The organism is Streptomyces sp. NPDC020490 (assembly GCF_044335305.1).
Classification (GTDB): domain Bacteria; phylum Actinomycetota; class Actinomycetes; order Streptomycetales; family Streptomycetaceae; genus Streptomyces.
Genome location: NZ_JBIRUY010000035.1, coordinates 1 through 23330 on the forward strand (window position 1 = coordinate 1; position 23330 = coordinate 23330).

The following is a 23330-nucleotide window of genomic DNA, read 5'->3' on the forward strand; positions in this document are numbered from 1 at the left end:
GCGGTGTGCAGCACCGCCCGGTCCTCCGTCGTGTTGATCTTCTCGCCGCGGAACATGGCGTCGCGCAGGCCGAACACGTCGGTGGCGGCGGCCAGCTCGCGCAGCAGCCGCAGCGTCTCGTCGGTGACGAGGTGCTTGGAGTAGTCGACGTACAGGTCACCGACCTCGAGCGCGTAGCCGGTGCCGCGGCCGGGGGCGGCGGCGAACAGGTCGCGCAACCGCGTCTCGCCGAGTTCCTGGCGGTGCCTGGTCAGCGCGGTCCACTCGGGCGTCTGGTTGAGCCTGGTACGGCCGTGTGCGTTCATGTCCGACTTCAGCCTTCTTTCCTGCCTGCTCTGGGCTGTTCCAACCTAGTTGATCAGCCGATGACGTGAGCCGTCGTCGCGTCGTCGTACGGCGCAACAACAGGTACGTCCGGCTTGAGCGCAGGTGTCAGCGAAATGACGGACAGGGCGAAGAAGACGGCCGCCCGGCGGGCGGCGGCAGGGCACGGCCCGGTGGGGCGGCGGCGGAGCCGGGGCACGGCGGCGCTCCGCGGGCCGGGTGCGCACACGCGCGCACGGGCACGGCGGACACCTGCGGCCAGGCACCCCTGGGCGCCCGGCCGGCTCTCAACTGTCAGATCTCGCCGCGCAGTTTGGCGAGCGCCTCGGCGAGGATCGCCTCGCCGTCCGCGTCGCTGCGCCGCTCCCGGACGTAGGCGAGGTGCGTCTTGTAGGGTTCGGTGCGCGGCGGGTCCGGCGGGTTGTCCTGGTCCTGTCCGGCCGGAAAGCCGCAGCGCGGGCAGTCCCAGGTTTCGGGTACCTGCGCGTCGCTGGCGAAGCTCGGCTGCGTCTCGTGCCCGTTGGAGCACCAGAAGGAGACGCGCAGCCGCGGCGCGGACTCGCCACGCTCGGCCTCGCCCATCGGCCCCGCCCCGACCCGGCTACCTCGGATCGCGTTGCCACTTGCCACGGTCGTAACTCCCTGCGTGATGGTGCCGCGAAGCGAGTCGGCGTTCCGCTTCGCTGCGAGCGCCTCAGTCTACGTAAGGCCCAACGCGCGTCCAGTGACTGGAGTTACCGCCCCACACCCAGACGCAAGCCCCATGATAGGCCGCGCTCAGGTGCGCGTACCGAACATGGGGCCTTGCGTGCGAAATGTGCTGCGGTAGGTGCCTGCGTGGTGAACCGCGTCAGCCTTGATCAGCTGTTGGTCTTCATCAGGATGCCCAGCACGATGATGCACGCGAACCACAGCAGACCGACCACCAGGGTGATGCGGTCGAGGTTGCGCTCGGCGACCGAGGAGCCGCCGACGGACGACTGCATGCCGCCACCGAACATGTCGGAGAGGCCGCCGCCCTTTCCCTTGTGCATCAGCACCAGCAGCATCAGCAGCAGGCTGAAGACGATCAGGGCGATCGAGAACCCCAAAACCACGGCTGGACCAACTTCCTCGGATTCGGATGGACGACGGGGGCACAGCGCCATGGCTGTGCCCCCGCAAGGGTACGACGGATCGCCGCTACCGCATACTCACAGGTCGTGTCACCGGTCGCTCACTGGTTGCTCACTGGTCGCGGAAGCGCACGATCTTGACGAACTCGTCGGCGTCCAGCGAGGCGCCTCCGACCAGGGCGCCGTCGATGTCGGCCTGCGCCATGATCTCAGCGACGTTGCCGGCCTTGACGGAGCCGCCGTACTGGATGCGGACCTTGTCGGCCAGCTCCCGCGTGTACAGCTCGGCGATCTTCCCGCGGATGGCGGCGCAGACCTCCTGGGCGTCCCCGGCGCCGCAGACCTTGCCGGTGCCGATGGCCCAGACGGGCTCGTAGGCGATCACGACGGTCTCGGCCTGCTCGGCCGGCACGTCCTTCAGGCCGCCCTCGACCTGCGCGAGCGTGTGCGTGACGTGGTTGCCCGCCTCGCGGACCTCCAGTTCCTCGCCGACGCACAGGATCGGGGTCAGGCCGTGCTTGAACGCCGCCTTGACCTTGGCGTTCACCTGTTCGTCGGTCTCGTTGTGGTACTGGCGGCGCTCGGAGTGGCCGACGGCCACGTACGTGCACTTCAGCTTGGCCAGCATCGGGCCCGAGATCTCGCCGGTGTAGGCGCCGGAGTCGTGCGCCGAGAGGTCCTGGGCGCCGTACTTGATCCTGAGCTTGTCGCCGTCGACCAGTGTCTGCACGGAGCGCAGGTCGGTGAAGGGCGGCAGGACGGCGACCTCGACGGCCTCGTAGTCCTTGTCGGCCAGGGCGAAAGCGAGCTTCTGGACGTGCGCGATGGCCTCGAGGTGGTTGAGGTTCATCTTCCAGTTGCCCGCCATCAGCGGCGTGCGCGTGCTCATTGTGGGTCAGTCCTCCAGTGCGGCGAGGCCGGGGAGCGTCTTGCCCTCGAGGTATTCGAGGGAGGCGCCGCCGCCGGTCGAGATGTGGCCGAATGCGCTCTCGTCGAAGCCCAGCAGGCGCACGGCCGCGGCGGAGTCGCCGCCGCCGACGACCGTGAAGGCCGGGGAGTCGAGGAGGGCCTGGGCGACCGCCTTGGTGCCCTCGGCGTAGTCGGGGTGCTCGAAGACGCCCATGGGACCGTTCCAGAAGACGGTGGCGGCGTCGGCGAGCTTCGAGGCGTACAGCTTGCGGGTCTCGGGACCGATGTCCAGGCCCTGCTGGTCGGCCGGGATGGCGTCCGCGGCGACGGTGGTGGGGTTGGCGGGCGCCTTGGTCTTCAGGTCCGGGAACTCGGTGGAGACCAGCGCGTCGACGGGGAGGACCAGCTCGACGCCGGTCTTCTCGGCCCGCTCGATGTACTCGCGCACGGCCGGGACCTGGTCCTCCTGCAGGAGGGACTTGCCGATCTCGTAGCCCTTGGCCTTGAGGAAGGTGTAGGCCATGCCGCCGCCGATGAGGAGACGGTCGGCCTTGCCGAGCAGCTGGTCGATGACGGCGAGCTTGTCGGAGACCTTGGCGCCGCCGAGCGCGACGACGTAGGGACGGTGGACGTCCTCGGTGAGCTTCTTCAGCACGGCGACCTCGTTCGCGATGAGGTAGCCGGCGGCGTGCGGCAGGCGGGCCGGGAGGTCGAAGACCGAGGCGTGCTTGCGGTGCACCGCGCCGAAGCCGTCGCCGACGTAGAGGTCGGCGAGTTCGGCGAGCTGGTCGGCGAAGGCGCCGCGCTCGGCGTCGTCCTTGGAGGTCTCGCCGGCGTTGAAGCGGAGGTTCTCGATGACGGCGACCTGGCCGTCGGCGAGGCCCGCGACCGTCGAACGGGCGGACTCGCCGACCGTGTCGGTCGCGAACTCTACGGTGGCGCCGAGGAGTTCACCGAGGCGCGCGGCGGCCGGGCCGAGCGAGAAGGCCGGGTCCGGGGCGCCCTTGGGACGGCCGAGGTGCGAGGCGACGACCACGCGGGCGCCGGCCTCGGCGAGGGCCTTGACGGTGGGCAGGACGGCACGGATGCGGCCGTCGTCGGTGATCGTGGTGCCGTCCAGCGGCACGTTGAGGTCGGCGCGGACGAAGACCCGCTTGCCGCCGACGCCTTCGGAGAGAAGTTCGTCGATCGTCTTCATGTGAGGGCTCCTAAAGGGGGCTCGGGAGGCTCGGACGCCCGAGAGGGCGGCTCATGTCCGTGAGGCTGCTGTCCGCGCGGCGCGGCCGCGAGGGCCGACCGGGCCACAGCCACGCGACACAGGGCTCGGACAGCGCGGCGGTGCGCTGCCCGAGCCCTGTTCTCACATCGAGGTGCCTGCTGGGGTGATCAGAGCTGGTCGCCGACGAAGACCGTGAGGTCGACGAGGCGGTTGGAGTAGCCCCACTCGTTGTCGTACCAGCCGATGACCTTCACGTTCTTGCCCTCCTGAACCATCGTCAGGGAGGAGTCGAAGGTGCAGGACGCGGGGGCGTTGACGATGTCGGAGGAGACGATCGGGTCCTCGGTGTACTCGAGGATGCCCTTCAGTTCGCCCTCGGAGGCCTTGAGGAAGGCGGCGTTGACCTCTTCCTTGGTGACCTCGCGGCTGAGCTCGATGACGAGGTCGGTGACGGAGCCGGTGGGGACCGGGACGCGCATGGCCATGCCGTCCAGCTTGCCCTTGAGCTGCGGCAGCACCAGGGCGGTGGCCTTGGCGGCACCGGTGGTGGTCGGGATGATGTTCTCCGCGGCGGCGCGGGCGCGGCGCAGGTCGCGGTGCGGGAAGTCCAGGATGCGCTGGTCGTTGGTGTACGCGTGCACCGTCGTCATCAGGCCCTTGACGATGCCGAAGTTCTCGTCGAGGACCTTCGCCATCGGCGCCACGCAGTTGGTGGTGCAGGAGGCGTTGGAGATGACGTGGTGGTTCGCCGGGTCGTACTTGTCCTGGTTGACGCCCATCACGATGGTGATGTCCTCGTCCTTGGCCGGAGCCGAGATGAGGACCTTCTTCGCGCCGCCGGCGATGTGCTTCTCGGCGTCGGCCTTCTTCGTGAAGATGCCAGTCGACTCGATGACGATGTCGACGCCCAGCTCGCCCCACGGGATGTCGGCGGGGTCGCGCTCGGAGAGCACCTTGATGGTCTTGCCGTCCACGGTGATGGTGTCGGCGGTGTGGGAGACCTCCTGCTTGAGGCGGCCCAGGATGGTGTCGTACTTCAGGAGGTGTGCGGTGGTCGCGGTGTCACCCAGGTCGTTGACAGCCACGATCTCGATGTCTGCACCCTGCTCCAGCAGCGCGCGGAAGTAGTTACGACCGATGCGGCCAAAGCCGTTGATGCCTACGCGGATCGTCACGAACCGATCTCCTCGTTGGTACGCCGGCACGTGCCGGCGAGCTGTATGGGATGTCCCCGACCACCCCCGACCCTACCTCCCCGGGGGCTTCCGGGTGACATCGAGTCGCCCCATACCCGGCACGTCGCGACGTACCCGTCAGTAGAGGTACGGACCGCCCGGCCGGGGCGGTCCGGCCGGTGCCGGAGCGGCCGGCGACCGGCTCGCGAACCGGCCTTCCGCGGCGGTGCCGCGGGGCGTTTTCCGGTCAACCTGCCGGGACCCTGATGACTTTCGCCGGCCGGTCGTCGACGATCTCCATCGGCCGCAAACCGGGCCCGATCACGCATGGTCAGCCATGAACGCAAGGTCCGGCTCGAATACCGAGGGGGAAGGCGAGGGGGAAGGAGGCCGTCGAGGTCCTCACGGCGCGGGCCCTGACGGAGCGGGTCCTCACGGCGCAGGTCCTCATGGTGATGTCGTGAGCACGTACTCCGTGGCGTCGGCGAATTTCAGACGCTTCTGGTTCGGGCAGACGCTCTCCCAGTTCGGGACCCGGATCGGCACGCTCGGGCTGTCCGTGACGGCCGTCGGGCTGCTCGACGCGGACACCCGGCAGGTGGGTGTGCTCGCCGCGGCGTCCACCGTCTGCTACCTCGTCATCGGCCTGCCCGCGGGCGCCTGGGTGGACCGGATGCTGAAGCGCCGGACGATGATGGGGGCGGCCCTGACACGCTGCCTGGCCATCCTCGTGGTCCCGGTCCTCTGGCTCACCGGGGACCTGCGTATCGAGGTGCTCTACGCCGTCGCCGTCGCCGTGGGCGTGGTGAGCGTCTTCTTCGACGTCGCCTGCCAGTCGTACGTTCCGGTCCTGGTGCCGGAGGAGGACATAGGGGCCGCCAACGCCCGGCTCGAGGCCACGGCGCAGGTGTCCGCGCTGGGCGGGCCCGCGGTGGCCGGGCTGCTCATGCGGGCCGTCAGCGCACCGGTCGTGATGCTCGTCGACGCCCTCGCCTACCTGGTCAGCTTCCTGTCCCTCGGTGTGACCAGGGACGGTGAGCGCGGGCCGGCACCGGAGGCGGGCGGGGCCCGCGGGCACCTGATGGCCGACATCGGGGAGGGCCTGCGGTTCGTCCGGGACCAGCCCGTCATCCGGCGGCTGGCGGTCTCCATGGGGGTGTCCAACTTCTTCGCCACCCTCGTGTCCACCCTGGTCCCGGTCCTGGTCATGCGCACCATCGGCTTCGACTCGTTCGCGCTCGGGCTCATCATGACCTGCGGGGCCGCGGGGGGCGTGGTGGGCGCCCTGCTCGCGCCGAGGGCCCGGCGGCGTTTCAGCGCCGGCGCCGTGATGTCGTGCGGCCTGATCGTGGCGGCCCTCTTCACCGTCGCCAACCCCCTGGCCGCAGCCGTCTCACCGCACGGCAAGGTCCTCGCCGGGGCGGTCCTGCTGGTCGGGGAGTTCGGTCTGACGGCGGGCGCGCTGCTGTTCAACGTGACCCAGGTCAGCCTGCGGCAGGCACTGTGCCCGAAGCATCTCCTGGGCCGGATGAACGCCTCCGTCCGCTTCGTCGTCTGGGGGAGCATGCCGGTGGCGGCGCTGGTGGCCGGGTGGCTCGGCTCGGCGATCGGCGTGGTCGGCGCGCTGTGGGTCGGCGTCGTGGGCAGCGTGGCGACGGTGCTGCCGATCCTCACCGTCGACCGGGTCATGGCCGCCGCCTCCGCAGCGCCGAAGACGCCGGAACCGAAGGCGGTGCGGTGACCCCACGGGACGGTGGGGAACAGGTGGAGCGCATCCCGGCGCGGGCGGTCCGATACGGGTGGTCCGGTACGGACGGTCCGATGCGGACGGTCCGATGCGGACGGTCCGATGCGGGCGGTCCGATGCGGACGGTCCGATGCGGACGGTCCGATGCGGGCGGTCCGATGCGGGCGGTCCGATGCGGACGGTCCGATGCGGGCGGTCCGATGCGGGCGGTCCGATGCGGGCGGCGGGCGTGTCTCTCCGGGGAACGGGGCCGCGCGGGGGGAGGGGAGCCGGTGCCGGACCCGCACGCAACGGGGACCGGCAGGCCGGGCGTGTGCGTGGTCAGCCCACCAGGTTTTCCGCCATCTCCTCGGTGAGGCTCGACTCCGTGCCCGGAATGCCGAGGTCGGAGGCGCGCTTGTCGGCCATCGCCAGCAGGCGGCGGATGCGGCCGGCCACGGCGTCCTTGGTCAGCGGCGGGTCGGCGAGGGCGCCCAGTTCCTCCAGGGAGGCCTGCTTGTGCTCCATGCGCAGCCGGCCGGCGGCGGCGAGGTGCTCGGGGACGTCGTCACCGAGGATCTCCAGGGCGCGGGCCACGCGCGCGCCGGCGGCGACGGCCGCGCGGGCGGAACGGCGCAGGTTCGCGTCGTCGAAGTTGGCGAGCCGGTTGGCGGTGGCGCGCACCTCGCGGCGCATCCGGCGCTCTTCCCAGGCCAGCACCGACTCGTGGGCGCCGAGCCGGGTCAACAGCGCGCCGATGGCATCACCGTCACGGACGACGACCCGGTCGACGCCGCGCACCTCGCGGGCCTTCGCGGCGATCGACAGGCGGCGGGCGGCGCCGACCAGGGCGAGCGCGGCCTCGGGGCCCGGGCAGGTCACCTCCAGGGAGGAGGAGCGGCCGGGCTCGGTGAGCGAGCCGTGCGCCAGGAAGGCTCCGCGCCAGGCGGCCTCGGCGTCGCAGGTGGCGCCGGACACCACCTGCGGGGGCAGGCCGCGGATCGGGCGGCCGCGGCCGTCCACCAGGCCGGTCTGCCGGGCCAGCTGGTCGCCGCCGGCGACGACCCGGATGACGTAGCGCGAACCGCGGCGCAGTCCGCCCGGCGCCATCACGATCAGCTCGGAGCTGTGGCCGAAGATCTCCAGGATGTCCCGCTTGAGGCGGCGGGCCGCCATAGCGGTGTCCAGCTCCGCTTCGATCACGATGCGCCCGCTGACCAGGTGGAGGCCGCCGGCGAACCGCAGGACGGCCGAGACCTCCGCCTTCCTGCAGCAGGTCCGGGTGACGGGGAGCCGGGAGATCTCATCCTTCACCGCTGCCGTCATCGCCATGGGCCGATCCTTCCATGCATCCGAAAAATACGGTCGTACGCGGCGGCGAGGAGCTCCGGGTCATGTCTTGGAGTCCCGTCCGTCCGGGCCACCGGCGCCAGCTCGACCGCGGCCCCCAGCCGCTTGGCGGCCTCGACGAGTACGTCGCGGTCGGGCACGGCGGCCTCGTCGGCCAGCACCACGTCCAGGGCGAGTTTAGGGGCGTGTCGTCCCAAAACCTCCAAATGACGCTGCGGGGAGAAGCCTTCGGTTTCTCCGGGCTGCGGCACCAAGTTCAGTGAGAGTACCCGGCGTGCCTTGGTCTGCGTGAGCGCGTCCAGCAGCTCGGGGACGAGCAGGTGCGGGATGACCGACGAGAACCAGGAACCCGGGCCGAGCACCACCCAGTCCGCGTCCAGCACCGCCTCCACGGCCTCCGGGACGGCGGGCGGGTCGTTCGGTACGAGGTGCACGGACTGCACCTCGCCGCGGGTGAGGGCGACGGTCGCCTGACCGCGTACGGTCTCGACCTGGTCCGGCCGGTCCGGGTCGTGGCCCTTGACCAGCGCCTGCAGCTCCAGCGGTACGGCGGACATGGGCAGCACGCGCCCGTGCGCGCCCAGCAGTCTGCCGACCAGGTCCAGCGCCTGGACGTGGTCGCCGAGCTGTTCCCACAGGGCGACGATCAGCAGGTTGCCGACCGCGTGGTCGTGCAGGTCGCCCTGGGAGTGGAAGCGGTGCTGGATGACCCGGGCCCAGGTCTGGCCCCAGTCGTCGTCGCCGCACAGGGCGGCCAGTGCCTTGCGCAGGTCGCCGGGCGGCAGTACGCCCAGCTCGTCACGCAGGCGCCCGCTGGAGCCGCCGTCGTCGGCCACGGTGACGACGGCGGTGAGGTCGCCGGTGATCCGGCGCAGCGCGGCGAGCGAGGCGGACAGGCCCATGCCGCCGCCGAGGGCGACCACCTTGGGCTGTGCGCCGCGGCGGCGGGGCCGGGCGCCGCGGGCCTCGACGAGCCGGCCGCCACGGGCCTCGACGAGCCGGCCGCCGCGCCCCTCGGGCACGGCCCTGCGCAGCCTGCTCAGCCGCAGAGAGCGTTGCGTCATTCCCGTCCCATGTCCCGGTGCACGACCACCGTCTCCACACCCTCGGCCGCGAGACGTGCGGCGAGCTTCTCCGACGTGGCGACCGAGCGGTGCTTGCCGCCGGTGCAGCCGATGGCGATGGTCACGTAGCGCTTGCCCTCGCGGCGGTACCCGGCCGCGATCAGCCGCAGCAGCTCGGCGTACTGGTCGAGGAACTCCTTCGCGCCGGGCTGGTTGAAGACGTACGCGGCGACCTCCTCGTTGAGGCCGGTGAAGGGGCGCAGCTCCGGGACCCAGTGCGGGTTGGGCAGGAAGCGCATGTCCGCGACCAGGTCGGCGTCGACCGGGAGGCCGTACTTGAAGCCGAAGGACATGACGGTGGCCCGCAGCTCGGGCTCCTCCTCGCCGGCGAACTGGGCGTCCATCTTGGCGCGCAGCTCGTGCACGTTGAGGCTGGAGGTGTCGATGACCAGGTCGGCGTCGCCGCGCAGTTCGCGCAGCAGCTCGCGTTCGGCGGCGATGCCGTCGACGATGCGTCCGTCGCCCTGGAGCGGGTGTGGGCGGCGCACCGACTCGAAGCGGCGCACCAGGGCCTCGTCGGAGGACTCCAGGAAGACGATCCGCCGGGTGACGTGTCTGGCCTCCAGGTCCGCGAGTGACTCGCGGAGGTTGTCGAAGAAACGGCGGCCGCGGACGTCGACGACGACCGCGATGCGTGCCACGTTGCCCTGGGAGCGGGCGCCGAGCTCCACCATGGTGGGGATCAGCGCGGGCGGCAGGTTGTCCACGACGAACCAGCCGAGGTCCTCCAGGCACTTGGCCGCCGTCGACCGCCCGGCTCCGGACATGCCGGAGATGATCACCAGTTCGGGGATCGCGGCGTCGGGCACCCCGGCCGCCTCGATGGTCGGGCCCGTACTCACCTGTGCTCCGTCTCCGCTGTGGTCTTGTCGTCCGTGTTCGGTGTCGTTCATGTCTCCTGCCCCCGTCGCTGGTCCGGTGCCCCCGTCGTCACGGGTTCCCCGTCGGAACCCATGGTGCCGGGTTCCTCCTCCATGATCTCTCCGGTCGCCGTGTTCACGGCGGGTACGGCCGGAGCGGCCTGGGCGAGGGCCACGGCGATGGTCTCGGCCGTCTTGCGGCCTATGCCCGGCACCTCGCAGATCTGGTCGATGGTGGCCGAGCGCAGCTTCTTCAGCGAACCGAAGTGCTTCAGCAGCGCCTGCTTGCGGGTGTCTCCGAGGCCCGGCACGTCGTCCAGGGGGCTCGCGCGGAATCGCTTGGCACGCTTGGTGCGCTGGTAGGTGATGGCGAACCGGTGGGCCTCGTCACGGACGCGCTGCAGCAGGTAGAGGCCCTCGCTGGTGCGGGGCAGGACCACCGGGTCGTCCTGGTCCGGCAGCCAGACCTCCTCCAGGCGCTTGGCGAGCCCGCACACCGCGATGTCGTCGATGCCGAGCTCGTCGAGGGCCTTCCTGGCCGCGGCGACCTGCGGCTGACCGCCGTCGACCACGACCAGCTGGGGCGGGTAGGCGAACTTCCTGGGGCGGCCGTCGTCCTCGGTGAGGCCGTTGCCGACGCTGTTGTCGGTGCTGTTGCCGGAGCCGTCGGCGTCCGGGTTCTCGCCGTCCGCCCACTCCCCCGTCCGCTCCTTCTCGGCGAGGTAGCGCCGGAAGCGGCGGCTGATCACCTCGTGCATGGAGCGGACGTCGTCCTGACCCTCGAAGCCCTTGATCTGGAAGCGGCGGTACTCGCTCTTGCGCTGCAGGCCGTCCTCGAAGACGACCATGGAGGCCACCACGTCGTCGCCCTGGAGGTGCGAGATGTCGTAGCACTCGATCCTCAGCGGGGCGCTGTCCAGGTCGAGGGCTTCGGCGATCTCCTCCAGGGCGCGCGAGCGGGTGGTGAGGTCGGAGGCGCGCCTGGTCTTGTGCAGCACGAGAGCCTGCTGGGCGTTGCGCTCCACGGTCTCCATCAGGGCCCGCTTGTCGCCGCGCTGCGGGATGCGCAGCGAGACGCCCGAGCCGCGCCGCCCGGCGAGCCACTCCTGGACGGGTTCCACCGGGTCGGGCAGGGCGGGGACCAGGACCTCCTTGGGGACCGCGTCGCCGCTCTCCTCACCGTAGAGCTGCTGCAGGGCGTGCTCGACGAGGGCGCCGGTGGTGATCTCCTCGACCTTGTCGGTCACCCAGCCGCGCTGGCCGCGCACGCGTCCGCCGCGCACGTGGAAGATCTGGACGGCCGCCTCCAGCTCGTCCTCCGCGACGGCGATCAGGTCGGCGTCGGTCGCGTCGGCGAGCACGACGGCGTTCTTCTCCATGGCCTTCTTCAGGGCCTCGATGTCGTCGCGCAGGCGGGCAGCCCGCTCGTACTCCATCTCCTCCGCCGCCTCCCGCATCCGCTGCTCCAGGCGGCGGAGGTACGTGCCGGTGCGGCCGGCCATGAAGTCGCTGAACTCCTCGGCCAGTTCGCGGTGCTCCTCGGCGGAGACACGGCCCACGCAGGGCGCGGAGCACTTGCCGATGTAGCCCAGCAGGCAGGGCCGGCCGGTGCGGGCGGCGTTCTTGAAGACGCCGGCCGAGCAGGTGCGGACCGGGAAGACGCGCAGCAGGAGGTCGACGGTGTCGCGGATCGCCCACGCGTGCGCGTACGGGCCGAAGTACCGCACGCCCTTCTTCTTGTGACCGCGCATCACCTGCACGCGCGGGTACTCCTCGTTCATCGTCACCGCGAGGTAGGGGTAGCTCTTGTCGTCGCGGTACTTGACGTTGAACCGGGGGTCGAACTCCTTGATCCAGGAGTACTCCAGCTGCAGCGCCTCGACCTCGGTGGACACCACCGTCCACTCCACCGACGCGGCCGTGGTGACCATCGACCGGGTGCGCGGGTGCAGGTTCGCCAGGTCCTGGAAGTAGTTCGCCAGGCGCTGGCGCAGGCTCTTCGCCTTTCCGACGTAGATCACCCGGCGGTGCTCGTCGCGGAACCTGTACACCCCGGGAGAGTCCGGGATCTGTCCCGGACGGGGGCGGTAGCTGGAGGGGTCGGCCATGTCTCACACCCTACTGGCGAGGGGTGACAGCGCGGCGAGCCTGTGGACAACGCCGGGGGACCGTCGTCCACAGGCTCGCCGCGCTGTGGCGGGACGGCCGCTTTCCGGTCGTTCCGGCCTGCCCGGCCCGGGCAGCGGACCCGTTCACGGAGGTCCCGGGACCAGGACAGGCCCCGGTCCCCGGCGTCCGATCGCGTCTCGGCCAGGAGTACGACGCCGTAGGGCCTCAGGTGTTGTCGGGACTTGGCCGACACGCTTCAATGCGGAGGCATCCGGGGCCGTGAACCAGGGCCTACGGATGTGAAGACGCCCGGACGCCGACGGATGCCCCACGGCCACGCGAACCGGTCTGACCAGCCGAAGCGAGCTTTCACAGAAAGGCCCCTGCATGCCGCACGCCACACAGCACGCGGACGTCGCCGCCGTCGCCACCGCGGAACTGGCCACGGCCCTGAGGGGCGGCCCGTTCCACGTCGCGCTGCGCGCCGCGATCGCCGCCCGTGGACTGCCGCTGCAACGAGTGCAGCACCATCTGTCGCGGTACGGAGTCAAGGTCGGCGTGACGAGCCTGAGTTACTGGCAGCAGGGCGCCCGGCGCCCGCAGCGGCCGGAGTCCCTGCGCGCGGTACGGGCGCTGGAGGAGATCCTGCAACTGCCGGAGGAGTCCCTGATCAGGCTGCTCTCCGAGGGGGACGGCCCTTCCGGGCAGCGGCCCGGCGGCCGCTCCTACCGTTCCCTGGTGGAGGCGTCGGGCATCCTGGACCGGCTGCTGGCCGAGCTGGGCCTGCCCTCCGACGGCGGTCTGCACACCCTCGGCCACCACGAGCGGATACGGATCGGAGCGCGCCGTGAACTGGCGGGACGCGAGTCGCACCACATCGTGCGCGCCCACCGGGACGGCGTCGACCGGTTCGTGGCCGTGCACCACGGCGATCCCGGGTGCGTGCCGGAGCGCATGGGCGTGCAGGCGCTGGAGAACTGCCGCACCGGACGGGTGCGCACGCACCCGGAGACCGGCGTGCTCGTGGCGGAGCTGCTCTTCGACACGCGGCTGCGGGCCGGGGACACGTTCCTCTTCCGGTACGGCGTCGAGGACGGCACCGCGGGCGTGTCGCGCGAGTACGTCCGCGCCTTCGGGCCGGCCGGCGGGCAGTACGCGCTCCAGGTGTGTTTCGACGAACGTGCGCTGCCGGTGCGCTGTCACCGCTTCGCGCAGCACTCGGCGGCCGCTCCCCGCAGCGGCCGCCAGGAACTCGCCCTCAGCGGGCGGCACCACTCGGTCCACCTCGTGGAGGCGCGGGTGCGGACGGGACTCGTGGGGATCGGCTGGGAGTGGGAGTGAGCCGCCCCCGGGCCCGGTGATGCCCGGTGATACCCGCCGCGGCTCAGGCCTGCGGACCGGCGACGATCCTGCCCTTCTCGGCCCGCACCGGCAGTTCGTCGAGCGGCGCGGCGGCCGGGGAGCGCAGCACCTTGCCGGTGGTGGCGTCGAACTCGCTGCCGTGGCACGGGCAGATCAGCTTCGTCCCCTGCAGCGTGTTGATCGCGCACCGCGCGTGCGTGCAGATCGTGCTGTACGCCTTCAGCGAGCCGTCCGCGGCCCTGCTGACCACGACGTTGTGGTCCTGGTACAGCTTGGCGCTCCCCTCGGCGATCTCGCTCTCGGCGCCGAGGTCGACGGGCGCGGTCGGCACGGCGGAGGTGGTGGTGCCGCCGGCCAGGGAGCACGCGGTCAGGCCGAGCCCCGCCACCGGAGCGACGGCGGCTCCGCGCAGGACGGTACGACGGCTCGGGGAGGGACGGCCGGGCATGAGGATCTCCACTGGTGAGGGGCTGTACAGACCGCACGATACCGGGGCGATGTACCGGGCTCGGACGCGGGACCGGCCACGCGGTGCACCAGTCCGCTCCACACAGTCCGGGCAGCCCACGCAGTCCAGGCAGCCCAGGCAGCCCATGCAGTCCGCGCAGCCCATGCAGTCCAAGCAGTCCACGCAGTCCGAGGAAGGAACCGTCTCGTGATCGTCGTCGCCGGTGAGGCTCTGATCGATCTGGTCCCGCAGGGCACGGGTGCCCTCGCCGCCCTGAGGCCGGCGCTCGGCGGCGGCCCGTACAACACCGCCGTGGCCCTCGGCCGTCTCGGCTCCCCCACCGCCTTCTGCTCCCGCACCTCCTACGACGCCTTCGGGGATGCGCTGCTGAACGGGCTGCGGGCGGCGGGCGTGGACGTCTCCGGCGTGCAGCGCGGCCCGGAACCCACCACCCTCGCGGTCGCCACGATCGACGAGCACGGCTCCGCCGCCTACTCCTTCTACGTCGAGGGCACCGCGGACCGGCTGTTCGCGACGCCCCCGGCGCTCCCCGCCGGGACGCGAGCCGTGTCCTTCGGCACCTGTTCGCTGGTCCTGGAGCCGGGCGCGAGCGCCTACGAGGAGTTGCTGCGGAGCGCGGCCGCCCAGGGGGTGTTCACCGCGCTCGACCCCAACATCCGGGCGGGGCTGATCGCGGACGCGGACGCCTACCGCGCACGTTTCCTGAGCTGGCTGTCCTCGGTGTCGCTGCTCAAGCTGTCCGAGGAGGACGCCCGGTGGCTCGGCGGTTCCCCGCGCGAGTGGCTGGCCGCGGGTCCCGCGGCCGTCGTGATGACCCATGGCGGCGACGGCCTGACCGCCTTCGTCCGGGACGGCGGCGAGTACGCGGTGCCGGGTGAGAAGGTCGACGTCGTGGACACGATCGGCGCCGGCGACACGGTGAACGCGGCGCTGCTGCACGGGCTGGCCGCCCGGGACGCCCTGTCCGGCCCGGCTCTGGCGGGTCTGGGGGCTGACGGCTGGAAGCGGCTGCTGCGGTTCGCGGCGCGCGCGGCGGCGGTCACCTGCTCCCGAGCGGGCGCCGAGCCGCCGTACGCGGATGAAGTGAACGAGGCGTAGGGCGCGGGCGACGCGCAGGGGCCGGGCGACGTGACATGCAGGGGCCGGGTCGCGGACGACGCGCGGCGCCCCGCGGACGGGTTGGCTCCGTCCGCGGGGCGCCGTGCTGTTCGGTTCTGGCGTCAGCCGGTCCTGCCGGCGGACGGCCTCAGGCCTTCCGGGCCCGCGTGGTCTTCTTCGCGGGCGCCGCCTTCTTGCCGGCGGTGCTCTTGGCGGTCTTGCCGGCCGTGGTGGCCGTGGTGGCCGGGCTGTCGGCGGTGCTGGTCGCCGCCGCCTTCTTCGCCGCCGTCCTGGCCGCGACCGCCTTCTTCGCCGTCGCCCTGCGGGGTGCCTTCACCGAGGCCGCGTCGCTGATCCGGTCGGCGCCGAGGATCTCCCGGAGGAACTTGCCGGTGTGGCTGGCCGGGACCCCGGCGACCTCCTCGGGAGTGCCCTCGGCGACGACGAGTCCGCCGCCGGCGCCGCCCTCGGGACCCATGTCGACGACCCAGTCGGCGGTCTTGATCACGTCGAGGTTGTGCTCGATGACGATGACCGTGTTGCCCTTGTCGACCAGACCGGAGAGCACCTTCAGCAGCTTGCTGATGTCCTCGAAGTGCAGACCGGTGGTCGGCTCGTCCAGGACGTAGACGGTGCGTCCGGTGGAGCGCTTCTGCAGCTCGCTGGCGAGCTTCACGCGCTGCGCCTCACCGCCGGACAGGGTGGTCGCGGCCTGCCCGAGCCGGACGTAGCCGAGACCGACGTCGTTGAGCGTCTTGAGGTGGCGGTTGATCGCCGGGACGGCCTCGAAGAAGTGCATCGCCTCTTCGATCGGCATGTTCAGGACCTCGGCGATGGACTTGCCCTTGTAGTGGACCTCCAGGGTCTCCCGGTTGTAGCGGGCGCCATGGCAGACCTCGCACGGGACGTACACGTCCGGGAGGAAGTTCATCTCGATCTTGATCGTGCCGTCGCCCGCGCAGTTCTCGCAGCGGCCGCCCTTGACGTTGAAGGAGAAGCGGCCGGGCTGGTACCCGCGGACCTTGGCCTCGGTGGTCTCGGCGAACAGCCTGCGGATGTGGTCGAAGACACCGGTGTACGTCGCCGGGTTGGACCGCGGGGTGCGGCCGATGGGCGACTGGTCGACGTGCACGACCTTGTCGACGAGGTCGTCTCCGTCCACGCGCGTGTGCCGTCCGGGGACGCTCCGAGCGCCGTTCAGCTCGCGCGCCAGGTGTGTGTACAGGATGTCGTTGACCAGCGTCGACTTGCCGGATCCGGAGACGCCGGTGACCGCGGTGAACACGCCCAGCGGGAAGGACACGTCGATGTCCTGGAGGTTGTTCTCGCGGGCGCCGTGCACCGTGAGCCGGCGGGACGGGTCGTGCGGGCGGCGGATGTCCGGCAGCGGGATGGACTTCCGGCCCGCCAGGTACTGGCCGGTCTGCGACTCGTCGTTGGCCAGCAGTTCCTTCAGGGAGCCGCTGTGCACGACCTTGCCGCCGTGCTCGCCCGCGCCGGGGCCGATGTCGACGATCCAGTCGGCGACCTTGATGGTGTCCTCGTCGTGCTCGACGACGATGAGGGTGTTGCCCATGTCGCGCAGCCGGACCAGGGTCTCGATGAGCCGGTGGTTGTCGCGCTGGTGCAGCCCGATGGACGGCTCGTCGAGCACGTACAGCACGCCGACGAGGCCGGAGCCGATCTGGGTGGCCAGGCGGATGCGCTGGGCCTCGCCGCCGGAGAGCGTGCCGGCCGCGCGGTTGAGGGAGAGGTAGTCCAGGCCGACGTCGACCAGGAACCGCAGCCGTTCGTTGACCTCCTTCAGGACGCGCTCGGCGATCTTCTTGTCGCGCGCGCTGAGCTTCAGCTCGCCCAGGAAGTCCGCGCAGTCGCTGATCGACATCGCGGAGACCTCCGCGATCGACTTGTCCATGATCGTGACCGCGAGGACGACCGGCTTCAGGCGCGTGCCCTCACAGGTCGGACAGGGCACCTCGCGCATGTAGCCCTCGAAGCGCTCCCGGCTGGCGTCGCTCTCCGCCTCGCCGTGCCGGCGCTTGACGAACGGGACCGCGCCCTCGAAGGGCGTCGTGTACACGCGCTCGCGCCCGTACCGGTTGCGGTAGCGGACCTCGATCTGCGTCTTGTGGCCGTACAGCAGCGCCTTCCTCGCGCGCTGCGGCAGCCCCGCGAAGGGGATGTCCGTACGGAAGCCGAGCGCGTCCGCGAGGGCTCCGATCAGGCGGTCGAAGTAGTCCTTGGTGTGGCCGTGCGACCAGGGGTGGATGGCTCCCTCGTCGAGGGGCTTGTCCTCGTCCGGGACGATCAGCTCGGGGTCGACCTCCATGCGCGTGCCGATGCCGGTGCACTCGGGGCAGGCGCCGAAGGGCGAGTTGAAGGAGAAGGACCGCGGCTCCAGCTCCTCGAAGGACAGGTCGTCGTAGGCGCAGTACAGGTGCTCCGAGTACATGCGCTCGCGCTCGGGGTCGTCCTCGGGAAGGTCGACGAAGTCCAGCACGACCATGCCGCCGGACAGGCTGAGCGCGGTCTCCACGGAGTCGGTCAGGCGGCGCTTGGCGCTCGCCTTCACCGTGAGGCGGTCGACGACCACCTCGATGGTGTGCTTCTCCTGCTTCTTCAGCGTGGGCGGGCTGGACAGCTGGACGGTCTCGCCGTCCACGCGCGCGCGGCTGTAGCCCTTGGTCTGGAGGTCGGCGAAGAGGTCGACGAACTCGCCCTTGCGCTCGCGCACCAGCGGCGAGAGCACCTGGAAGCGGCTCCCCTCCGGCAGTTCCAGCACCTTGTCGACGATGGCCTGCGGCGACTGCCGCGAGATCGGGCGGCCGCACTCGGGACAGTGCGGCTTGCCGATGCGCGCGAAGAGCAGGCGCAGGTAGTCGTAGACCTCGGTGATCGTGCCGACCGTCGAGCGCGGGTTGCGCGAGGTCGACTTCTGGTCGATGGAGACCGCCGGGGACAGGCCCTCGATGAAGTCGACGTCCGGCTTGTCCATCTGGCCGAGGAACTGGCGGGCGTACGAGGAGAGCGACTCCACGTAGCGCCGCTGGCCCTCGGCGAAGATGGTGTCGAAGGCCAGGGAGGACTTGCCCGACCCGGACAGGCCCGTGAAGACGATGAGCGAGTCCCGGGGCAGGTCGAGCGACACGTTCTTCAGGTTGTGCTCGCGCGCGCCACGGACGATGAGACGGTCGGCCACGCCGGTCCGCACCTTTCTTGAGAGAAGTGACAGGGGCGGGGCCCCCGTCCTTCTCAGACTAGGGGGAGCCACTGACAACGCCGGGTCGGATTCTCGGGATGCATAACAATCCCCGCACCTCCAGGATGCCCGACGCCACACCCGACCCTATAGCACGTGCATTCGATTTCCGGCATTGCTTCACCAGCTTCACCCGAAGGTGTGGCGGAGCTAGGGTCAGCACCATGATTGATCACGGTCATGACCTGGCGTCTCTGCACGACGCGACCGAACGGCTGCTCAGCGCGGCCGCCGAGCTGGACGACGCCGCGGTGGCCCGGCCGTCACGGCTGCCCGGCTGGACCCTCGGCCACATCCTGGCCCACCTCGCCCGCAACGCGGACGCCCTCGTGAACGTCCTGGAGGGCCGCCCCATGTACGCCTCCGGCGACGCCCGGGACGCCGACATCGAGCGGGACGCACCGCGCCCGCTGGACGTGCACCTCTCCGACGTGCGCGAGAGCGCGGCCCGCCTCCGGGCGGCGAGCGCCGTGCCGGCGGACTGGTCGCGGACGGTGGAACTGCGCAACGGCGTCACCGACTCGGCGGCCCGGGTGCCGTTCCGGCGGTGGGTCGAGGTGGAACTGCACCACGTGGACCTCGGGATCGGCTACGAGCTGGAGGACCTGCCGGCGGAGTTCCTGGAGCGCGAGACCGCCTTCCTCGCCGAGCGGTTCGCGGGCCGCCCGGACGTGCCGCGCACACGCCTGACCGACGGCACGCGCGCGTGGAGCACGGGCCGGGAGGCGGAGAAGCCGGAGATCACCGTCACCGGCCCGGCGCCCGACCTGCTCGGCTGGCTCTCCGGGCGCCGCGACGGCTCCACGCTCACCGTGGAAGGCGGTCCGCTGCCGGCGCTGCCCCCGCTCTGACGGCCGATGCCCCGGGCCACCGGCCCATGGCGGGGGACCCTTCGCCGGTCCCCCGCTATAGGCTGACCGGCATGACGTACAGCGGACAGGTGACGGTCGGCGGCCCGGCGGACGTGCACGAGCTGAAGGACCTGATGATCACCAAGATCGCGGTCGGCCCGATGAACAACAACGCCTATCTGCTGCGCTGCCGGGCCACCGACGAGCAGTTGCTGATCGACGCGGCCAACGACGCCGGCACGCTGCTCGGCATGATCGGTGACGACGGCATCGCCTCCGTCGTCACCACGCACCAGCACGGCGATCACTGGCAGGCGCTGGCCGAGGTCGTCGAGGCCACCGGCGCCCGCACGTACGCGGGCCGGGACGACGCCGACGGCATCCCCGTGCCCACCGACGTCCTCGTCGACGACGGCGACGTCATCCGGGTGGGGCAGGTGGAGCTCACCGCGCGCCACCTGGTCGGCCACACGCCGGGCTCGATCGCCCTGGTCTACGACGACCCGCACGGGCACCCGCACGTGTTCACGGGCGACTGCCTCTTCCCGGGCGGCGTGGGCAACACCCGCAAGGACCCGAAGGCGTTCGCCCGTCTGATCCACGACGTGCAGACCAAGATCTTCGACGTGCTGCCGGACGAGACCTGGGTCTACCCGGGCCACGGCAACGACACCACGCTGGGCGACGAGCGCCCGCATCTGCCGGAGTGGCACGCCCGCGGGTGGTGACCGCGCCGGGCCGCCCGCACCGCACGGCGGTCCCGCAGCCCACCCGGACAGCACACAGGGGCGGTCGGGTCCTGTGACCTGCCGCCCCTGCCGCGTCGGCCCGCTTGCCGCCTCGGTGAGGACGGGCCGGTGACCCATGGGGAGTCATGCCGTACAGCGTGCGGAGCGGCGGATGCGTCACACCACGGGGCGTGCGGTGCGAGGCTGCGCGCCCCGCGCACACTGCCACCCGCCCGCCCGACGCCCACCGTGCGCGCCCCGTGTGAACCCTTCGCACACACCGGCACCGTACGCGCGCTCGCGGTCCGCCCTGTCACGCAGTCAACTGGAAGCCGCCCCGCACAGGATGACGGCTCCTGGGCGATATGGGCCGCCGGCCTTCCCGATCCCGCCCTCGGCCGGCGGCCCGGGCGTTCCGCCCGGCACTGTTCACAGTGATGAAACACGCTTTCCCATCATGCGGACAGTTGCCGCCATGACCTCGACAAACGGGACGGCGGGCTGCCAATCTCCCGCCATGCATCTTGCCCCTCGCGCGTTGCACCGCGCCGTCGCCGCCGCCACCATCGCCCTGCTCGCCACCGCCGTCGGCTGTGCTCCGCAGCCGGAGGACAAGGCCGCCGCCAAGCCGTCCGGGTCGGCCGGGAACACGTGTGCCAAGGGCGAGCTGGCCACCAAGACGTCCGGCAAGCTGACGATCGCCACCGACAAGCCCGCGTACGAGCCGTGGTTCAAGGACGACGCGCCCGCCAACGGCCAGGGCTTCGAGTCGGCGGTCGCCTACGCCGTGGCGAAGCAACTGGGCTACGGCAAGAGCGCCGTCGTCTGGCAGAGCGTGCCGTTCAACAAGGCCTTCGCGCCCGGCGTGAAGACCTTCGACTTCGACATCAACCAGGTGTCGATCAGCACCGAGCGCAAGAAGGCCGTGGACTTCTCCTCCGGCTACTACGACGTGCGCCAGGCCGTCATCGCGCTGAAGGGCACCAAGGCCGCGAAGGCGACCGGCATCGCGGACCTCAGGGGTCTCAAGCTCGGCGCGCAGGTCGGCACCACCAGCCTCGACTACATCACCGACGTGGTGAAGCCGAAGCAGCAGCCCGCCGTCTTCGCCAAGAACGACCAGGCCAAGTCCGCCCTGAAGAACGGCCAGGTGGACGCCATCGTCACCGACCTGCCGACCGCCTTCTACATCACGGCCGCGGAGGTCACCGACGCGAAGATCGTGGGCCAGTTCGAGAACCAGGGCGGCACGCCGGAGCAGTTCGGACTCGTCCTCGACAAGGGCAGCGCGCTCACCTCATGCGTGACCGGCGCCGTCGACGCGCTGCGCGAGGACGGCACGCTGGCCAGGATCGAGAAGCAGTGGCTGTCCGAGGCCATCGACGCCCCGGTGCTCAAGTGACGGTGGCGAAGGAGGAGTCGGGGGAGGAGTCGGGCCAGGGCTCCGGCAACGACGTCGAGGACGGCATGCGCGACGGGTACGTCCCGTCGCCGCGGCGGCTGGAGCGCGAGCGCCACAGGCGCGCGCGTGCCCGCCGGGCGACGGCGATCGCCGCGCTGTCGACCCTCGTCACCGGGTTCGTCCTCTACCTGATCGTCGTCAAGGCGCCCGGCTGGCCGCGCACCAAGGAGACGTTCTTCGACACGCGGTACGCGCGCGAGGCGCTTCCCAAGGTCCTCGAAGGGCTGTGGCTCAACGTCCGGCTGCTGCTGGTCTGCGGGGCGGCGGTGCTGGTCCTCGGCATGCTGATCGCCGTCGCCCGCACCCTGCGCGGCCCGGTGTTCTTCCCGCTGCGGGTGCTGGCCGCCGCGTACACGGACTTCTTCCGCGGGCTGCCGCTGATCATCAACCTGATGATCGTGGTCCTCGGCGTCCCCGCGCTGCGTCTGCAGGGCGTCACCGTGGACCCCGTGCTGCTCGGCGGTACGGCGCTCACGCTGACGTACTCGGCGTACGTGGCCGAGGTGTTCCGCGCCGGCATCGAGTCCGTGCACCCCTCGCAGCGTGCCGCGGCCCGCTCGCTCGGCCTGACCAACCGGCAGGCGCTGCGGTACGTCGTGCTCCCCCAGGCCGTGCGCCGTCAGGTGCCGCCGCTGCTGAACGACCTGGTGTCGCTGCAGAAGGACACCGGGCTCGTCTCCATCGGCGGCGCGATCGACGCCGTCCGGGCCGCGGACATCATCGTGGGCCGCAGCCTCAACTACACGCCGTACATCGTCGCGGGCCTGGTCTTCGTGGCGCTGACCATTCCGATGACGCGGTTCACGGACTGGGTCACCGCCCGGATGGACCGCCGCCGGGCCCAGGGAGGAGCACTGTGAGCGACGCGCCCGTGCTGCGCATGGAGTCCGTCCGGAAGACCTTCGGCGACTCGGTCGTCCTGCGCGACGTCGACCTGGAAGTGGCCCCGCACACGGTGACCGCGCTGATCGGCGCCTCCGGCTCCGGCAAGTCGACGCTGCTGCGCTGCGCCAACCTCCTGGAGGAGATCGACGACGGCGCGATCTGGCTGGACGGCGAGGAGATCACCGACCCGCGCGCCGACCAGGACGCGGTACGCCGCCGTATCGGCGTCGTCTTCCAGGCGTACAACCTGTTCCCGCACATGACCGTGCTGGAGAACATCACGCTCGCCCCGCGCCGGGTGCACGGCGCCTCCCGCGAGGAGGCCGAGCAGCGTGCCAGGGAGCTGCTGGAGCGGCTCGGGCTCGGCGACCGGGCGGACGCCTACCCGGACCGGCTCAGCGGCGGCCAGCAGCAGCGTGTGGCGATCGTCCGCGCCCTCGCCGTGCGCCCGTGCCTGCTGCTGCTCGACGAGATCACCGCCGCCCTCGACCCGGAACTCGTGGGCGAGGTCCTGACGGTGGTGCGCGACCTGAAGGAGGACGGCATGACCATGGTGCTGGCCACGCACGAGATGGGCTTCGCCCGGGACGTCGCCGACCAGGTCTGTTTTCTGGACGGAGGCGTGGTTCTGGAGCGCGGTACGGCCGAGGAGGTCTTCGGCGACCCGCAGCGGGAACGCACCCGGCGGTTCCTGCGGCGGATCGTGGAGGCGGGCCGGCTGTGAGCGGCCTGGGGGCCGGCGCTCACGCCTGGGCCTGCGCCGCCCCCACCAGCGCCGCGACGCGCTCCACGCCGAAGACGTACCCCTGCACTCCGCATCCCGCGATGACCCCGTCGGCCCGCAGCGAGACGTAGGAGTGGTGCCGGAAGGACTCGCGCTGGTGGATGTTGGAGATGTGCACCTCCAGCACCGGCAGCCCGTCACAGGTGTTGAGCGCGTCCAGGATCGCGACCGACGTGTGCGAGTAGGCGCCGGGGTTGACCACGATGCCGCAGTGGTTGAGCCGCGCCTCATGGATCCAGTCCACCAGTTCGCCCTCGTGATTGGACTGCCGGAAGTCCACGGTGCCGCCGTGCGCGGCCGCTGTCCTGGCGCACAGTGCCTCGACGTCGGCCAGTGTGTCCTTGCCGTAGATCTCCGGCTGCCGCTGGCCGAGAAGGTTCAGGTTGGGTCCGTTGAGAATCATGATCGGGGCGTTGGCCAGGGTGCGGGGCACGGTTCCTCCGGTCCGGGGCGGGCGAGCTGATCGGCCCCGGTCTATCACGGTGCGCCCGGCGCTGCGCGACCCGCACCCGTCGTGGGCT

General features: G+C 71.3%; 20 protein-coding genes and 1 pseudogene. 8 read left to right on the forward strand and 13 right to left on the reverse strand.

All coding sequences use genetic code 11. The annotated features are described in order from the left end of the window. The 6 genes and pseudogenes from ACH4ZX_RS30355 to gap all read right to left on the reverse strand — a co-directional run. Positions 1 to 305 (reverse strand): annotated as a pseudogene (locus ACH4ZX_RS30355) (glucose-6-phosphate isomerase); the annotation flags it as partial. 313 nt (positions 306 to 618) lie between these two features. Further along, entirely contained in the window at positions 619 to 954 is a 336-nt protein-coding gene (locus tag ACH4ZX_RS30360) for an RNA polymerase-binding protein RbpA (RefSeq protein WP_360744526.1), read from the reverse strand. 230 nt (positions 955 to 1184) lie between these two features. Beyond that, positions 1185 to 1415: a preprotein translocase subunit SecG gene (gene secG / locus ACH4ZX_RS30365; protein ID WP_398279880.1), complete on the reverse strand. Its 231-nt coding sequence runs from the start codon at positions 1413 to 1415 to the stop codon at positions 1185 to 1187. A 136-nt stretch (positions 1416 to 1551) separates the two neighbouring features. Beyond that, positions 1552 to 2328 carry a triose-phosphate isomerase gene (gene tpiA / locus ACH4ZX_RS30370; protein WP_398279627.1) on the reverse strand — a complete coding sequence of 259 codons (777 nt, stop codon included), beginning with the start codon at positions 2326 to 2328 and terminating at the stop codon, positions 1552 to 1554. A gap of 6 nt (positions 2329 to 2334) precedes the next feature. Beyond that, complete coding sequence (locus ACH4ZX_RS30375; RefSeq protein ID WP_398279630.1) at positions 2335 to 3546, reverse strand: phosphoglycerate kinase; 1212 nt, start codon at positions 3544 to 3546, stop codon at positions 2335 to 2337. Positions 3547 to 3734: 188 nt separating this feature from the next. Beyond that, positions 3735 to 4742 (reverse strand): type I glyceraldehyde-3-phosphate dehydrogenase, encoded by a 1008-nt coding sequence (gap, locus tag ACH4ZX_RS30380; protein ID WP_398279633.1) that lies wholly within the window; start codon positions 4740 to 4742, stop codon positions 3735 to 3737. 460 nt (positions 4743 to 5202) lie between these two features. Between gap and ACH4ZX_RS30385 the strand changes: the two genes are divergently transcribed. Further along, on the forward strand, positions 5203 to 6483 hold the full coding sequence (locus tag ACH4ZX_RS30385) for an MFS transporter (protein ID WP_398279636.1): 1281 nt from the start codon (positions 5203 to 5205) through the stop codon (positions 6481 to 6483). 327 nt (positions 6484 to 6810) lie between these two features. Here ACH4ZX_RS30385 and whiA read toward each other — a convergent pair whose 3' ends face one another. The 4 genes from whiA to uvrC are packed head-to-tail and all read right to left on the reverse strand — an operon-like array spanning position 6811 to position 11910. Next, positions 6811 to 7800 (reverse strand): DNA-binding protein WhiA, encoded by a 990-nt coding sequence (whiA, locus tag ACH4ZX_RS30390; RefSeq protein ID WP_398279639.1) that lies wholly within the window; start codon positions 7798 to 7800, stop codon positions 6811 to 6813. Continuing rightward, the gene (yvcK, locus tag ACH4ZX_RS30395; protein WP_398279642.1) at positions 7791 to 8882 is read right to left on the reverse strand and encodes a uridine diphosphate-N-acetylglucosamine-binding protein YvcK; all 1092 of its coding nucleotides are present in this window, start codon (positions 8880 to 8882) and stop codon (positions 7791 to 7793) included. Before yvcK ends, whiA begins: the two co-directional genes overlap by 10 nt. Beyond that, positions 8879 to 9835 carry an RNase adapter RapZ gene (gene rapZ, locus ACH4ZX_RS30400; protein ID WP_398279645.1) on the reverse strand — a complete coding sequence of 319 codons (957 nt, stop codon included), beginning with the start codon at positions 9833 to 9835 and terminating at the stop codon, positions 8879 to 8881. Before rapZ ends, yvcK begins: the two co-directional genes overlap by 4 nt. Further along, a complete protein-coding gene (uvrC, locus tag ACH4ZX_RS30405) occupies positions 9832 to 11910 on the reverse strand; it encodes an excinuclease ABC subunit UvrC (protein ID WP_398279648.1) in 2079 nt (692 codons plus the stop codon). The genes rapZ and uvrC overlap by 4 nt, the downstream gene beginning before the upstream one ends. Before the next feature lie 388 nt (positions 11911 to 12298). Between uvrC and ACH4ZX_RS30410 the strand changes: the two genes are divergently transcribed. Next, positions 12299 to 13252, forward strand: a complete 954-nt coding sequence (locus ACH4ZX_RS30410) for a hypothetical protein (RefSeq protein WP_398279651.1) — start codon at positions 12299 to 12301, stop codon at positions 13250 to 13252. 43 nt (positions 13253 to 13295) lie between these two features. On the opposite strand, the gene ACH4ZX_RS30415 is transcribed toward ACH4ZX_RS30410, so the two are convergent. Further along, positions 13296 to 13721 (reverse strand): Rieske 2Fe-2S domain-containing protein, encoded by a 426-nt coding sequence (locus tag ACH4ZX_RS30415; protein ID WP_398279654.1) that lies wholly within the window; start codon positions 13719 to 13721, stop codon positions 13296 to 13298. A gap of 207 nt (positions 13722 to 13928) precedes the next feature. On the opposite strand from ACH4ZX_RS30415, the gene ACH4ZX_RS30420 reads away from it, so the two are divergent. Beyond that, positions 13929 to 14840 (forward strand): carbohydrate kinase, encoded by a 912-nt coding sequence (locus ACH4ZX_RS30420; protein ID WP_398279657.1) that lies wholly within the window; start codon positions 13929 to 13931, stop codon positions 14838 to 14840. A gap of 148 nt (positions 14841 to 14988) precedes the next feature. Here ACH4ZX_RS30420 and uvrA read toward each other — a convergent pair whose 3' ends face one another. After that, positions 14989 to 18039 (reverse strand): excinuclease ABC subunit UvrA, encoded by a 3051-nt coding sequence (uvrA, locus tag ACH4ZX_RS30425; protein WP_398279660.1) that lies wholly within the window; start codon positions 18037 to 18039, stop codon positions 14989 to 14991. Between the two features lie 224 nt (positions 18040 to 18263). Between uvrA and ACH4ZX_RS30430 the strand changes: the two genes are divergently transcribed. The 5 genes from ACH4ZX_RS30430 to ACH4ZX_RS30450 all read left to right on the forward strand — a co-directional run bounded on the left by ACH4ZX_RS30430 (position 18264) and on the right by ACH4ZX_RS30450 (position 22749). Then, positions 18264 to 18950 (forward strand): maleylpyruvate isomerase family mycothiol-dependent enzyme, encoded by a 687-nt coding sequence (locus tag ACH4ZX_RS30430; RefSeq protein WP_398279663.1) that lies wholly within the window; start codon positions 18264 to 18266, stop codon positions 18948 to 18950. 71 nt (positions 18951 to 19021) lie between these two features. Continuing rightward, positions 19022 to 19678: an MBL fold metallo-hydrolase gene (locus ACH4ZX_RS30435; protein WP_398279666.1), complete on the forward strand. Its 657-nt coding sequence runs from the start codon at positions 19022 to 19024 to the stop codon at positions 19676 to 19678. Between the two features lie 517 nt (positions 19679 to 20195). Next, the gene (locus tag ACH4ZX_RS30440) at positions 20196 to 21080 is read left to right on the forward strand and encodes an ABC transporter substrate-binding protein (protein WP_398279669.1); all 885 of its coding nucleotides are present in this window, start codon (positions 20196 to 20198) and stop codon (positions 21078 to 21080) included. Further along, positions 21077 to 22000, forward strand: coding sequence for an amino acid ABC transporter permease (locus ACH4ZX_RS30445; protein WP_398279671.1), 924 nt, complete (start codon positions 21077 to 21079; stop codon positions 21998 to 22000). The genes ACH4ZX_RS30440 and ACH4ZX_RS30445 overlap by 4 nt, the downstream gene beginning before the upstream one ends. Positions 22001 to 22020: 20 nt before the next feature. Continuing rightward, positions 22021 to 22749, forward strand: a complete 729-nt coding sequence (locus ACH4ZX_RS30450; protein WP_398279883.1) for an amino acid ABC transporter ATP-binding protein — start codon at positions 22021 to 22023, stop codon at positions 22747 to 22749. 19 nt (positions 22750 to 22768) lie between these two features. Here ACH4ZX_RS30450 and aroQ read toward each other — a convergent pair whose 3' ends face one another. Continuing rightward, positions 22769 to 23242, reverse strand: a complete 474-nt coding sequence (gene aroQ / locus ACH4ZX_RS30455; RefSeq protein ID WP_398279674.1) for a type II 3-dehydroquinate dehydratase — start codon at positions 23240 to 23242, stop codon at positions 22769 to 22771. Between the last annotated feature and the right edge of the window lie 88 nt (positions 23243 to 23330).

What these genes read in the sequence shown, in the direction of transcription:
- ACH4ZX_RS30410 (WP_398279651.1), top strand. Translation starts at nt 12,299, where the DNA reads ATGCCGCACGCCACACAGCACGCGGACGTCGCCGCCGTCGCCACCGCG.
- yvcK (WP_398279642.1), bottom strand. Translation starts at nt 8,882, where the DNA reads ATGACGCAACGCTCTCTGCGGCTGAGCAGGCTGCGCAGGGCCGTGCCC.
- rapZ (WP_398279645.1), bottom strand. Translation starts at nt 9,835, where the DNA reads ATGAACGACACCGAACACGGACGACAAGACCACAGCGGAGACGGAGCA.
- ACH4ZX_RS30440 (WP_398279669.1), top strand. Translation starts at nt 20,196, where the DNA reads ATGCATCTTGCCCCTCGCGCGTTGCACCGCGCCGTCGCCGCCGCCACC.
- uvrC (WP_398279648.1), bottom strand. Translation starts at nt 11,910, where the DNA reads ATGGCCGACCCCTCCAGCTACCGCCCCCGTCCGGGACAGATCCCGGAC.
- ACH4ZX_RS30415 (WP_398279654.1), bottom strand. Translation starts at nt 13,721, where the DNA reads ATGCCCGGCCGTCCCTCCCCGAGCCGTCGTACCGTCCTGCGCGGAGCC.
- ACH4ZX_RS30430 (WP_398279663.1), top strand. Translation starts at nt 18,264, where the DNA reads ATGATTGATCACGGTCATGACCTGGCGTCTCTGCACGACGCGACCGAA.
- ACH4ZX_RS30375 (WP_398279630.1), bottom strand. Translation starts at nt 3,546, where the DNA reads ATGAAGACGATCGACGAACTTCTCTCCGAAGGCGTCGGCGGCAAGCGG.
- ACH4ZX_RS30435 (WP_398279666.1), top strand. Translation starts at nt 19,022, where the DNA reads ATGACGTACAGCGGACAGGTGACGGTCGGCGGCCCGGCGGACGTGCAC.
- tpiA (WP_398279627.1), bottom strand. Translation starts at nt 2,328, where the DNA reads ATGAGCACGCGCACGCCGCTGATGGCGGGCAACTGGAAGATGAACCTC.
- ACH4ZX_RS30450 (WP_398279883.1), top strand. Translation starts at nt 22,021, where the DNA reads ATGGAGTCCGTCCGGAAGACCTTCGGCGACTCGGTCGTCCTGCGCGAC.
- whiA (WP_398279639.1), bottom strand. Translation starts at nt 7,800, where the DNA reads ATGGCGATGACGGCAGCGGTGAAGGATGAGATCTCCCGGCTCCCCGTC.